General features: G+C 40.4%; 11 protein-coding genes. 6 read left to right on the top strand and 5 right to left on the bottom strand.

Going from position 1 to position 13,952, the window contains the following annotated elements; translation table 11 throughout:
• Positions 1–145 precede the first annotated feature (145 nt).
• The gene (gene fdhD, locus ASU00_RS16580) at positions 146–934 is read left to right on the top strand and encodes a formate dehydrogenase accessory sulfurtransferase FdhD (RefSeq protein ID WP_057914591.1); all 789 of its coding nucleotides are present in this window, start codon (positions 146–148) and stop codon (positions 932–934) included.
• A gap of 595 nt (positions 935–1,529) precedes the next feature.
• On the opposite strand, the gene ASU00_RS16575 is transcribed toward fdhD, so the two are convergent.
• Entirely contained in the window at positions 1,530–2,315 is a 786-nt protein-coding gene (locus ASU00_RS16575) for a glucose-1-dehydrogenase (protein WP_057914590.1), read from the bottom strand.
• An 18-nt stretch (positions 2,316–2,333) separates the two neighbouring features.
• Complete coding sequence (locus ASU00_RS16570) at positions 2,334–3,185, bottom strand: GRP family sugar transporter (RefSeq protein ID WP_057914589.1); 852 nt, start codon at positions 3,183–3,185, stop codon at positions 2,334–2,336.
• A 231-nt stretch (positions 3,186–3,416) separates the two neighbouring features.
• On the opposite strand from ASU00_RS16570, the gene ASU00_RS16565 reads away from it, so the two are divergent.
• From ASU00_RS16565 to ASU00_RS16550, 4 genes are all read left to right on the top strand, one after another.
• Complete coding sequence (locus tag ASU00_RS16565) at positions 3,417–3,980, top strand: thioredoxin family protein (protein WP_057914588.1); 564 nt, start codon at positions 3,417–3,419, stop codon at positions 3,978–3,980.
• Between the two features lie 641 nt (positions 3,981–4,621).
• Positions 4,622–5,812, top strand: coding sequence for a glycine C-acetyltransferase (locus ASU00_RS16560; protein ID WP_057914587.1), 1,191 nt, complete (start codon positions 4,622–4,624; stop codon positions 5,810–5,812).
• Positions 5,813–5,856: 44 nt separating this feature from the next.
• Positions 5,857–6,816, top strand: coding sequence for an L-threonine 3-dehydrogenase (locus ASU00_RS16555; protein ID WP_057914586.1), 960 nt, complete (start codon positions 5,857–5,859; stop codon positions 6,814–6,816).
• 315 nt (positions 6,817–7,131) lie between these two features.
• The gene (locus tag ASU00_RS16550) at positions 7,132–8,535 is read left to right on the top strand and encodes an amino acid permease (RefSeq protein ID WP_057914585.1); all 1,404 of its coding nucleotides are present in this window, start codon (positions 7,132–7,134) and stop codon (positions 8,533–8,535) included.
• A gap of 217 nt (positions 8,536–8,752) precedes the next feature.
• On the opposite strand, the gene ASU00_RS16545 is transcribed toward ASU00_RS16550, so the two are convergent.
• The 3 genes from ASU00_RS16545 to ASU00_RS16535 all read right to left on the bottom strand — a co-directional run bounded on the left by ASU00_RS16545 (position 8,753) and on the right by ASU00_RS16535 (position 12,669).
• Positions 8,753–10,027 carry an MFS transporter gene (locus tag ASU00_RS16545; RefSeq protein ID WP_057914584.1) on the bottom strand — a complete coding sequence of 425 codons (1,275 nt, stop codon included), beginning with the start codon at positions 10,025–10,027 and terminating at the stop codon, positions 8,753–8,755.
• A gap of 72 nt (positions 10,028–10,099) precedes the next feature.
• Positions 10,100–10,783 carry an RraA family protein gene (locus tag ASU00_RS16540; protein ID WP_161809750.1) on the bottom strand — a complete coding sequence of 228 codons (684 nt, stop codon included), beginning with the start codon at positions 10,781–10,783 and terminating at the stop codon, positions 10,100–10,102.
• A gap of 494 nt (positions 10,784–11,277) precedes the next feature.
• Positions 11,278–12,669, bottom strand: a complete 1,392-nt coding sequence (locus ASU00_RS16535; protein ID WP_057914582.1) for a hypothetical protein — start codon at positions 12,667–12,669, stop codon at positions 11,278–11,280.
• Between the two features lie 633 nt (positions 12,670–13,302).
• Here ASU00_RS16535 and ASU00_RS16530 point away from each other — a divergent pair.
• On the top strand, positions 13,303–13,596 hold the full coding sequence (locus ASU00_RS16530) for a DUF6176 family protein (protein ID WP_057914581.1): 294 nt from the start codon (positions 13,303–13,305) through the stop codon (positions 13,594–13,596).
• The last annotated feature ends 356 nt before the right edge of the window (positions 13,597–13,952 follow it).

Here is a 13,952-nt window from a genome sequence, read left to right as displayed (position 1 = left end):
ACCCTTTATATGATTTTCTCCTCCTAATCAAGAGGAAGAAGGTATCCTGCCTTTGTGAAATATCGGAAGCTGTAATTCATGAATATACCGATAAGACATGAAAAATGTTTAGAAAGAAAAATAAAATGTTAAGGATGATTAATATATGAAACCAACAGTGAGGAAAAGAGAGATCGTTAAATTTTTGAATGGGCAGTTTAAAAGGGCCGAGGATATAATTGTTACAGAGTTCCCTGTTACGGTAAAAATCAATGAACAAGAAGTCGTTACGATGGTCTGTACACCGGAATACATTGAAGATATGGTCATCGGCTACTTAGCATCGGAAGGAATCATCAGTAGATATGAGGAGATTAAAGATATTTGGTTTCAAGAAAAAGAAGGGTATGTACATGTGAAAGTAGATAAGCTGAATCCTTACTATCAAAGCTTCCAGAACAAACGTTACATTACTTCTTGCTGTGGAATGAGCAGACAAGGGTTCGTTTTTGTCAATGATGCTTTGACTGCCAAGAAAATGAACGAAATCCGCGTGAAAATCTCAACGGACGATTGTCTGCGTTTGATGAGGAACTTACAGGAATCAGCTACTATTTTCCACGATACAGGAGGAGTTCATAACGCCTCCTTATGTGATGTCGAAGATTTCATGATAAGCCGCATGGATATAGGAAGGCATAATGCGTTGGATAAAATATACGGATATTGCTTGAAAAATGACATCCCGATCGGTAATAAAATTATTGTTTTCAGCGGGCGGATATCTTCAGAAATTTTATTGAAGGTGGCGAAAATAGGTTGTGAAATAGTACTGTCAAAATCCGCTCCTACTGAATTGGCGCTAGAGTTAGCAGAAGACTTAGGAATTACGACAGTAGGCTTCATTCGTCAAGAATCTTTTAATATATATACATGTCCAGAGCGAATTCTATAAAGAGATAAAAAAGTTCTACTTGCGATAGTGAAAAGAAGTAAAACTGATCCCAACAATCCCAACAGGTATTTTCTTTTTGTAAACTTTATAGTAATGCAAAAGTGATTGAATGAGGTAGAACGAAATATAAGATGATTTCAAGAGAAGGTCTGTCGGAGCGCAGGCGCTTTTTTAATTGTTAAAGAAGGACCTTCTCGTAAAGATGGTTTTTAGAACGAAACTGTTTAACGTTGATTGGAGCAGCCGGACAAGTTAAGGATAAGGAGTACTTATCTTTTTGATCTTTATATGAATATTTGTTAATTCATATATTTTTTATTTGAAAGTGCCAAGGATTTATTGAATAGCCATGGTAAATGGTAGACATAAAAAAACAAGGTGACAGACATGATGTAGAATCAGTGTCAGGCACCTTTAAATGAGATAGTAGCAGTTTGTTTTGATGGGGAGAGGGTTTGTTCCAATGGACAAATCCGGATCGCTTTCGACTAGAGTCCACTATAAGGTAAGGGCAAAGGAATGAGAGACAAAGGGAATCCCCAGTCTCTGAATTTCTTTTTTCTATTCCGATACAAGCTGCCTTACGTACAAACGATCAGCCTTTTCCTGCTTGGAATCCGGGATATTTGGTCATTCCTCCATCAGCGTATAATGTCATGCCCGTTACGTAGCTTGATTCAGCTGAAGCTAGCCAAGCAGCACAAGCGGCAATTTGTTCCGGTTTACCGATATACCCCATTGGAATTAAGTCGATGACCTCTTGTTTAGCTTTTGGGTCATTGAACTTCTCGGCATTGATGGGTGTGTCAATTGCGCCAGGGGATATGTTATTGATGCGAATCCCTTTAGGGGCGTACTCAAGTGCAAGGGTTTCCGTCATCATCTTCACTCCGCCTTTACTTGCTGCATAGTGGACAAAATGAGGCCAAGGAATTCGATCATGAACGGAGGACATGTTTATGATATTTCCCTTAATGTCATGATCTAACATATAACCGATCGCTTCCCTGCTTGCCAAGAACATCCCGGTTAAATTTACATCAATGACCTTTTGCCAATCTTCAAGTGTCAATTTTTCACTGGGCACTTCATTTTCAATACCCGCATTGTTGATCATGATGTCGATTGTACCGAACGTATCGGCAGCGAATGAAAGCAACTTCTTCACATCATCTTCCTTCGAAACGTCGCCTTGGATGGACGCCGCTTTGCCGCCGGCTGCTTCGATCGTTTTGATGATATGCTTATGATCGTCATTTTCAGTGTGATAGTTCAAGATTACATGTGCCTTTTCCTTACCGAACCTTTCGGCCATGGCTTTTCCTAACCCTTTTGCAGCCCCGGTGATGACGACCACTTTTTTCTCTAAATCTTTATACATGATAAATCACTCCTTTAATCATTCTTTTGTAAAGCCGATCATGACGCCGCCAGCAATGACGAGCACACATCCAATGATGACGAAGGTCATTTGCTTTTTCGATTTTTTCTCCCCTAAGAGAAAGATCCCGCCTAAAGTGGAAATGACGATCCCCATTTGGGAAAAGGAGAAGGCAATGGCGACACCAACCTTTGGATTAGCAAGCAGAAGGCCGATATTTCCGACTGCCCACATTAGCCCTGTCAGGATATTTCTTCCAGCGTATTTATTGAACGGTTTATGCTTGAGGGATAGCAGCAGGGCAGCGAGGAACATGCCGATTGCTTGCGGCAGGATCGCGGACCATCCGTCCACTTCATTCCATCTGACCACGATAACATATGTAACATAACCAGCTGTTGAAATCGCAAGATAAAAAATCCCTTTTTTCATGCTTCCTCGTTTTTTTTCAGCACCGTCGCCGTAGCTTGTAAGCAAAACACCCGTAATCAAGCAGATGATTGCAACGATGCCGATGATGATTGTAAGCTTGTCATTCCATTCCCTGAAAATGATAACGGCAAAGAAAGTATTTCCTAAAATTTGCAGCCCTGTCGATATGGGAACTGTTTTAGATACCCCGATTTCTTTGACGCTATTAAACTGAAATAACTGCCCAAAAGCCCATCCTATTCCGGATATGATGCCGACGATCCAAACTGTACTGCTCCATTCCGGGGGATTGACGAAAGACATCACGATAGCGAAAAGCAAAGAGCCGACTGTAATGCCAAGTGTTTGATTATAAGAACTGCCTCCAAGTTTTTCGGAAACAAGCACCAAGCTGCCCCATGTCAAAGCGGGGAGAAGTGCCAAGAGAATACCTTCCACGAATTTCAACTCCTATATTGCTTTTTTTAAATGAATAGCAGAAAGTTAGATAGCAAGCTATCAAGCTATCGATTTATATTAAGTTCCCTTTACACTGGAAAAAAAACATGGTTTTCATTTACCAATTTGTCCATATTTAACTTTCAATTGGATCGGCTGTCAGAGTGTAGACAATGAAATAGTCCGTGATTTATGGTACTTTTAACTTTAAAAAAAGATAGGAGCAAAAAGATGACGACACTGAATGAATGGTTTAAAAAGGGCATTCCTGCTGAAGAATTTGTTTCTTCCATGAAAGTGCATAAAGAGAGCTTGCAGTCGATACATGAGCGTTTTTCCGTTTCTGCGGAAGATCAGAATTTTTTTGATGAATTGAAAGCGAAAGAGCTTCGGGCCATTGTTATTACTGAAGAATGGTGCGGAGACGCAATGATGAATATACCGATTCTGTTGAATATTGCGGAAGCGGCGAATGTCGAGACGCGCATGGTTTTACGAGATGAAAACCTTGAACTGATGGATCAATACTTAACGAATGGAACAGCTCGTTCCATTCCCATCTTTATATTCATTGATAAGCTTGGCGAGGAAAGAGCTGTTTGGGGACCTCGTGCGCCTAGAGTACAGGACTATGTCATGGAGCTGCGTTCAGTGCTGCCAGCTAAGGATGATGAACGTTTTGAGGCCGAGCAAAAAGATGTATTTAAAAAGATTACAAAGGCATTTTCTGAGGATAGCAACCTTTGGGACGAAGTATACGGCAGTATCAAGGAAGCATTGGGGAAAATAAATTAAACCCTCGCAGTAATGGGGATTTCATACCGTAAACACCCTCGATAATCATTAGGGTGTTTACGTTTTTTTGTTTGTGAAATTTAACCGGGAATTTCCACTCCCCTAGGCCTTAAACCGAAGATAGTTTCTAATTGCCCACAGATTTGGAGTAATATGACTTCGACCGTTTCATTCCACTGTGCATGAAAAAGAATATAGAATTCCAATTGTCCACATGTAGCTGGAGTGAAACGGTACAAAAAGCAGGTGATCGCTTCTGCTTTTTTTATTGAAATCCAGAAAAAAAATCGTGATAATTTCTTCATTTTCACTCGGATATCTCAATAAATAGATTGGTAATTTCACGGTTGAAATGTAAGTGGGACTTCAATGATTTTAACGGATTTTAGAGTGAATCTGTATTCAAGACTACAATGATTTCATATTTTTTTGTCCGCACAATATGGACAACAATATATTTTTCTATTATTATGGTGGGTATAACTCCTAATATAAAAGGATTTATGTTATTTAGAGTTGTGTTTCTAGAGAAGACACTTGTATTTTCTTTATAATATTGAAATTCAATATTCTTAAATGCTTGTTTTTAGAATAGGAGTAAATCAGCATTTATTCCAACCAATAATGAGGGGGTACATGAAATGACTAGTGAATCATTAAATAAATTTTTAACAGATAATTTGAACGATTTAAAAGATAAAGGGCTTTACAACGTTATCGATCCGGTAGAAGGTCCAAACGGTCCGGAGATCTCCATTGCAGGGAGAGAACTGATCAATTTATCATCCAATAACTATTTAGGTTTAGCCACGGATCAACGATTGATTGATGCTTGCATCGAAGCGACGAAGAAATATGGTGTCGGAGCCGGGGCGGTTCGTACGATCAATGGAACGCTGGATATCCATGTCAAATTGGAAGAAAAGCTGGCGGAATTTAAACATACGGAAGCAGCGATTGCTTATCAATCTGGATTTAATTGTAATATGGCAGCGATTTCAGGAGTGATGGATAAGAATGATGCCATTCTTTCAGATGAACTGAACCACGCTTCAATCATTGATGGATGCCGTTTGTCCAAAGCGAAAATCATTCCATTCATCCATTCGGATATGGAGGATTTACGATCAAAGGCACGTCAAGCAAAAGAGTCGGGATTGTATAACAAGGTCATGGTCATTACCGATGGAGTGTTCTCCATGGACGGGGATATTGCCAAGCTTCCAGAAATTGTGGAGATTGCCGAAGAGTTCGACTTAATTACGTATGTGGATGATGCGCATGGTTCTGGTGTATTGGGCAATGGTGCCGGGACGGTAAAACATTTTGGCTTATCGGATAAAGTCGATTTCCAAATTGGCACATTATCGAAAGCGATTGGTGTCGTTGGAGGCTATGTAGCAGGTAAGAAGGATTTGATCGATTGGTTGAAAGTGAGAAGCCGTCCATTTTTATTTTCAACGGCTGTCACACCTGGAGCAGTAGCTTCGAGTATAGAAGCCATCGATATCTTGATGAACAGCTCGGAACTTCAAAATAAGCTGTGGGAAAATAGCGCTTACTTGAAAAAAGGCCTTAAGGAATTAGGGTTTGATATCGGCGAAAGCGAAACACCGATCACGCCTTGCATTATTGGCGATGAAGCAAAAACACAGCAATTCAGCAAGAGGCTGATTGAAGAAGGTGTGTACGCTAAGTCGATCGTATTCCCTACCGTACCAAGGGGAACAGGTAGGGTGAGGAATATGCCGACCGCGGCCCATACTAAAGAGATGCTCGATCGTGCGATAGCGATTTATGAAAAAGTTGGAAAAGAGATGTCGATTATCTAAGAGGATATTTTGCTTGCTGGGATTACAAAGGGGAGGGATTTTTGATGAAAAAGGTTTTGGTTACAGGGGCTTTAGGACAAATTGGTTCAGAACTGACGCTGAAAATGAGAGAGATTTACGGAACCGACAATGTCGTTGCAACGGATATACGAAAAACGGAGAGTGCCGTTGTCCAATCGGGACCATTTGAGCTTTTGGATGTTACGGATGAAAAAGAGATGTTCAACATAGCCAAGAAACATGAAGTGGATACCATTATTCACCTAGCTGCTTTATTGTCAGCAACCGCCGAGAAGAAGCCGCTGTTAGCCTGGAATTTGAACATGGGTGGATTGGTGAATGCTTTGGAAACGGCGCGGGAGCTCAATTGCCGCTTGTTTACACCAAGCTCGATAGGCGCGTTTGGTCCAACCACACCTAAAGATTGCACACCGCAAGACACGATACAACGCCCAAATACCATGTATGGAGTGAACAAAGTATCGGGAGAACTGCTATGTGATTATTACTATCATAAATTCGGCGTTGATACGAGAGGTCTTCGTTTCCCGGGGCTGATTTCCTATGTGACACCTCCAGGCGGCGGAACTACCGATTATGCGGTTGAAATTTATTATGAGGCGATTAAAAATAAGAAATACACTTCCTACATTGATAAGGGAACGTATATGGATATGATGTATATGCCTGACGCATTAGCTGCCATCATGGGATTGATGGAGGCCGATGCCGCCAAGCTTAAACACCGGAATTCTTTCAATGTATCGGCCATGAGCTTTGACCCGGAACAAATTGCTGCCGAGATTAAAAAGCATATTCCTGACTTTGTCATGAATTATGAGGTCGATCCTGTAAGACAATCCATTGCCGATAGCTGGCCGAATAGAATAGACTCAACCAGTGCAAAGGAAGAGTGGGGATTCAAAGCGGAATACGATCTCGAGAAAATGACGAAGGATATGCTGGTAAAGCTGGGTTTTAAGTCATTGCTAATTACCGCATAATTTAACCAAATCTGAATAAAAGAGTTGCAAGACTCTTTTATTCGGGTTATTTTATTAAAGTCGTGGTTTTTTTTAGAGCTTGAATGATACACTTTTTAAATCATTAAAAAGTAAGCGCTTACCGCTTAATTTTCATTCTAAGCTGATAAATTTGAAAATTCGTATGAATCTTTCAATCTATCAGCAATGCTTGAACTTGAAGAGGAAATTGATTTTTAAAGTGTACGAAGAAGCTCGCTTGATCACTTCGGAATCAAATGTTTGCATCGGGGTTTGTAGCAAAATTGACTGATTAGCAGTGTAGGGGGAAATGGAATGGCAAACAAAGAATTGAATAGAGACTTGAAAGGTCGTCATATTCAGATGATCGCTTTGGGCGGCACTATTGGTGTTGGTTTATTCATGGGATCAGCCAGCGCGATCAAATGGACAGGTCCGTCTGTTATGTTAGCTTATGCAATCTCAGGTTTATTCATCTTCTTGATCATGCGTGCAATGGGGGAAATGCTATATTTAGAGCCAAGTACAGGCTCTTTTGCGACATTTGGTTATAAATATATCCATCCATTGGCAGGGTATATGACTGCTTGGAGTAACTGGTTCCAATGGGTCGTTGTTGGGATGGCTGAAATCATCGCAGTCGGGACGTACATGCAGTATTGGTTCCCTGACCTTCCTGCATGGATACCAGGTTTGATTGCCATGGTGATCCTTGGTGCAGCGAATCTGATTTCCGTTAAATCCTTTGGTGAAATCGAGTTTTGGTTTTCACTGGTTAAAATCGTAACAATCGTCTTAATGATCGTTGCAGGATTTGGACTTATTTTCTTCGGCTTAGGTAACGGCGGAGACGCAATTGGGCTATCAAATCTTTGGGAACATGGTGGATGGTTTACAGGCGGTTGGAAAGGATTCTTCTTTGCGTTATCACTTGTCGTGGCTGCATATCAAGGTGTGGAACTGATCGGGATTACAGCTGGCGAAGCAAAAGATCCACAAAACACGATAACTAAAGCGATCCAAAGTACAATTTGGCGTATCCTGATCTTCTATATCGGTGCAATCTTCGTTATTGTAACTGTTTACCCTTGGGACCAACTAACTGCAATTGGCAGCCCGTTCGTGGCCACCTTCGCGAAGGTCGGTATCACGGCAGCTGCAGGAATCATTAACTTTGTTGTCATCACAGCGGCCATGTCCGGCTGCAATAGCGGTATTTACAGTGCAGGACGCATGCTTTATACATTAGGTATGAATGGACAAGCACCTAAATCTTTTACAAAAGTATCGCAAAGCGGCGTTCCTTTATTCGGTACGTTCGGTGTGATCATCGGATTGGCAATTGGAGTCGTGTTAAGCTATATTGCACCAAAAAACCTATTTGTGTATGTGTACAGTGCAAGTGTACTTCCTGGAATGATTCCATGGTTTGTCATCCTGATAAGCCAAATTAAATTCAGGAAAATCAATAAAGCAGCAATGGTCAATCACCCATTCAAAATGCCTTTTGCACCTGTAACGAACTACTTGACCATCGCCTACTTGATTATGGTATTAGTCGGCATGTGGTTTAATAATGAAACCCGTATTTCGCTTATTGCAGGTATTGTCTTTCTAGCAATCGTAGTCATTAGTTTTTACGCTTTTGGAATGGGCAAGCGTGTACCTGTTGGTGTTCAGGCAGATGAAGAAGAAAATAAAAAAGTGGTTAACCTATAATTTACTTGTAACATATAAAGGCTGCTTCGGCAGTCTTTTTTTGGGGGGGCAGAAGATACGTAACTCTCGATAGTAGTTTATTAGAAAATAATCAAAAAAACTTTACTCAATGTGAGAAAAGTCTTTTTGATTTCAATATACTTGAGGGTTAATTATGCTTATATTTAATGGAGTTCCTCTGCCCCACTCCCTTTTTTAGCTCATCTACTTTGATTAGTCATTTATTTTCCAACGAGACCAATGGTCGATCTGGCTTGATTAAGAACCATAATAAAGCTGCAAATATGACAGGAATGATGTTGATTAAAAGAGTGATATTCCAACCCATCTCTTGTGCAAGCCATCCACAAATAATTGGAGACGCGATTCCCCCAAAAGCTCCCCACGTATTCATCCAACCACTTACGGAACCTGAAAATTCCTGACCCAAGTCATTCGCAATAGCCCATGAAGCAACAATAGGAAGACCCAATGCACCGAGTGCTACTGTCAACCAGACAACATTTGCCCAAGGACTAATCGAGTATGCCGCAAGATACAGTCCTGCAATGAATAAGACGAACCCGACTATGGCCATTCCTCCACGTGCAAGCATACGAGAGTTTGTTTTTTCCAGCAACTTATCTGAAACAGCACCGCCGATCAGAACAGAGAGACAGATTGCTAACCAAGGAAAACTAGCAGCGAATCCCATTTCATTTAAGGAAAAATTACGCGCTTCCATCAAATATGTAGGCAGCCATGTTAAAAAGAACGTATTCATATAAATTACAACAAGATATTGTACGCCTACCGCCCAGAACCTGTAATTTTTTAAATACTGTTTCCAAGGAGCCACTTTTTTCTGACTGCTGGAAATGCTGCGGTTTTCAAGAATAAGGTTTCTTTCTCTGTCGGTAATCCACGGGTGTTCTTCTGGTTTATTTCGTCCAACAATATACCAAAGCAAAGCGACCACAATGCCAAGAAGAGCAAAGACATAAAATACTCCGTGCCACCCTAACCATGCCATTATGACTACTGATATCCCAGGTGCTACAACCGGCCCGAAGAAAGAACCAGCCAACAACGCACTAGAAGCACGTCCTTTTTCATGCTTCTGAAACCAGTAAGAGTTGAAAACAGCATTCCCTGGATACATGGGTCCTTCACCAGCTCCAAAGAAAAATCTGACGACGCATAATATAGCATAGTTGGCAGTTGCAGCCGTTAAGGCTGTAAATAATGACCACCATGCAACCGCGATGGTCACTATGTTTCTCGCTCCAAATCTTTCCGCAAGCATACCCCCGGGAATTTGTGCAAAACAATACCCTAAATAAAACAGTGAAGATAACATTCCAAATTCAACTTTATTCAATCCTAAATCTTTCATCATAGGTACAGCGACGATAGAAATATTAGAACGATCCATGTAAGCGATAAATCCTATAATGAAGAAAATGAAAGCAAGTCCCCAACGCAGCCCTATTTTCTTTTGCCGGTAGCGTATCTAAATGATTTTTAGTGGCTATATTCCCCAATATATCCTCTCCCTATTTAGGATAAACCGTACAAATGGAAACTATAGGTTCTTATTCTTTTCAATTGCCTTATCCCATAATGGATCGAAGCGGCGTAAATACTTCTCTGCACCTAGCTGCTCTAAATCTAGCCGCCGTTGTTCATCTGCTGCTTGTTCTTTTTTGCCAATTTCCAGATAAGCCAATGCTTCATCTTTTGGTACCACTAATAAGCCATCATTACTTCCGACAATGATATCACCTGGGTTTATAATACAACCAGAAATGGAAACTGGTACGTTTACGTCGCCGCCAATACTGTAGACTTTAGTTGTTAAAGGGGAAACAGCGTAAGAAAACACATTGAATTGTAGATCGATAATAGTTTTGGTATCTGTTACAGGCCCGTTGATAATGGCAGCGATTACTCCTTTTTCCATAGCCAATTTAGTAGTAATTTCTCCCCAACAAGCAAATCTTTCTTCTTCGTTCATATCAATGACTAAAACATCTCCAGGTTGCACCACATCTAACGCCTTATTGATTAATAAACCATCGTTTGGAGGAATCCTAACCGTAACAGCTGGTCCTGCAAAATTTCCTTCGATAGGAAATAAAGGCTTTATTTTTCTTGCACTGATTAATTGAAAATTGATACTGTGTCCATAATCACTTGGTGAAATCGCTTCTAATTGTTTGGTTACTTTAGGATCTAGCCTTTTGATTTCAGAAACTATCTTTATCATGGAACTTCCATCCCTTTCTTGCATCCGCTTTTTCACACCTTCGATTACATCATTTCAAAGAGAGATAATATTAATATTCTTCCTGAATTTGTATACAAACACAAGTACATTATATACAACAACTAGATCCAATGTAAAGAATATTTGGAAAATTAGGTAAAGTGTGTTTTTTAGATACGTAATGCAATGTTTCTACTATTAAAGGGAAGAAATGTGCCATTTAAAACGTAGGTGGAAGAGTGTATTGCCGTCTACCATAACGTGGATGTAGCTAGAGCATATAATGGAGATATTCGTTCATATAAGTAAGTCGCTCTTGGATAAAAAGCAGAGTGTAATCTGTATAAAATGAAGCATGTCCTTCCATGTACTTTAAAGCTGTATCTTAAAAAATTGCATCTCCAATAGTTAAATAACCTTGGAGATGCCGTTCATTTATAGGAACAAAAATAGTTTTGTAGTGCTTGAAAGCCGACGAACATGACAACTAACAATTAAATAAGAAACATCGCGACAATGGTAGTGACTGCCAAGCCGATGGTCACCGGCAGAAGATTTCGGCGCGCGAGTTCGAAGGGGCTGACATTACATATCGCGGCGGCAGGTATCAATGCCCATGGAATCAAGGTGCCTCCGCCGACCCAGATTGCAGTGATTTGGCCTAGTGCAGTCAAGGTAGCGGTACCACTGCCAATGGCCGTGCCAAAAAGATTGGCAACCGACCCCGCTAAGGAAATGCCTGAGAAGCCCGACCCATCGAGACCAGTGATGGCTCCGATTCCGGTTAATGTAAAGGCGGCGATCTCCTTCGTCAAAGGAACAGAGGCCGCTAAGGAGGCACCGAGGTCATTGACGATGCCGAGCGAAGTTTTTGGTAAAAAATCTCCGATGATTTTGTTGAATCCGGAATCACCTAAATAGAAGAAGGCAGCGATTGGAATGACCGGACCGAAGACCTTGAAGCCAAATTGAAAGCCCTGAATTAAATAAGCCGTCGATTTTTCGAGCCCTTGTTGTTTATGTGCCACAAGAGATAAAATCAGTAAAATGAAAACCGCTGTACCGCCAACCAACGCCGTTGCATCTCCGCCTTGTAGCTTCAAAACCGACAACGCCACCACATCGAGCAGAAAAGCGAACGGAATGAAAACGGCAAAGAACTTCTTTTGTGCCAGAGTGAGCAGTTCTTCACTTTCTGCTTGATCCTGGACGATGCCCGCATTATCCGGTGCCTTGATTCTTCCAAGTTTCATATCCCGCTTCAAGAGGATAAAAGCGGAGAGGGTGGTGACAACCCCCATTGTAATGACAAGGGGAATGCTGGCGGCGATGACATCACCAACTAGTATCGAAGCCGCGTCCGCCGTTAGTTTTGGAGCAGCTTGAATGATGAAATCCCCAGACAATGCGATTCCGTGACCAAAAAGGTTCATTGCCATGGCCACGCCGAGTGCCGGCAAACCTGCCCGTAAAGCTACGGGAAGCAGGACCGCGCCAAGTAAGGCAACTGCAGGTGAGGGCCAGAAAAACCACGATATGATCATCATGATGATCCCGATTATCCAAAAGGCAAGTGCAGGGTTTTTAATGAATTTAGCAAAAGGTGCAATCATGACATCATTGATTCCGGACTTGGTCAACACCGTGCTCATGGCGACAATGATGGAAATGATCAATATCGTCGACATTAATTCCGTAATGGCGAATATGAAGCTGTTGAATACCCCACTTATCGAGGAAGCTAAACTGCCTGTGGCCACCAACGCCAACAGGAAAATCCCAATGATGCAAATGAGGGTCGTATCCCGACGCTTTACCATAAATCCAATGATCAGTACAATGAATACAACATAAATCCAGTGGAGTGCCGTCAACTCCAGTCCCATGTTCCGTCCCCCTCATAAATGTGCCTAGTTACAGATTATGAAGCGAAGTCGCGGTGGTGAGTGGTTTGGAGAATTTATGGGCCTTGAGTTTGTCAGAGCGGGTTATGTCTAGCTGCTGTTGAATAATCTACTCTTGAATAGTCTTAGCTTCATGATAAAGAGAATGTGCTAAGTTAGCAGAGTAGCCTGTTAGAATAAGCAATCAGATAAAAGTAATTATTTGTATGGATTTTAAAAAAAGTGAAAGGCAAATAAAGGGATATAATGTAAAACTTAAATAATAATTAAGATTAAGAGGGAGCAATATAAATAAAATACACGAAACTTAAACAGAGGATAGTAATGTACACGATGAAGAAAAGGTAGATTCACCTATTGAAAATGGCGAGGCGTATAATAAAAAAGTCTCGATTTAGATTCTCAGCCAAAAGGCATAAGGTATATAGATTATTTCATTTAACAGATAAGTTCTTCGTTTCAAAAAACCAGTTTGTCTCCAGTTTATGAGCTGAATATACCCTGCAGTTACAAAGTTATTTCAATACTTATTCACATTGGAGACAGATGGAGCACAGTTAGTTTAATTTTAAGTTTGTTACGTGAACAAGATTACTAATTAATCGGAGGATAATTATGGATATAGAATTAACAAGATTTAAAGTTAAAGAGGGTAAATCAGATTGTGTAGATCAATGGTTAAGATTTTTAAACGATAATATGAATGATGTCCTTGTTACCCTTGAAGGCGAGAAGATGTATGTTGAAACTAAATTTAGAGAACATATAAACGGAGAAGAGTATTTATATTGGTATTCGGTGCAAGGTTTAGGCGGTCAAGAAGTGCAGGATTCAAACCACTGGATTGATAAAAAGCATATAGAGTATTGGGAAGAATGTATTGATGAGACTTTTAACCTGTTGATTTAAAAACGGGAAGTTGTAATGATTCCTGAAAAAATCAGAAATAGTATGGAATAAGTCAGATCTTATTTGAGTGCTTTTGTTGCAAATGACTATTTAATGTAACAATCGGCGAAACTCGTACTGTACCACTTACACATATATCCTATTTTTCGCAGATNNNTTCGTAGATAAATTCTATATTTCGTAGAAAAAAGAGCAATATTCGTAGATAAATTCTATATTTCGTAGATAAAAGTGCAATATTCGTAGATAAATTCTATATTTCGTAGATAACAGTGCAATATTCGTAGATAAATTCTGTTTTTCGTAGAAAAAAGAGCAATATTCGTAGATAAATTCTATATTTCGTAGATAACAGT

It is taken from the genome of Peribacillus muralis (assembly GCF_001439925.1).
Taxonomy (GTDB): domain Bacteria; phylum Bacillota; class Bacilli; order Bacillales; family DSM-1321; genus Peribacillus; species Peribacillus muralis.
Note: the sequence above shows the minus strand (reverse complement) of the source record. Positions and strands in the feature narration are given on the sequence as shown.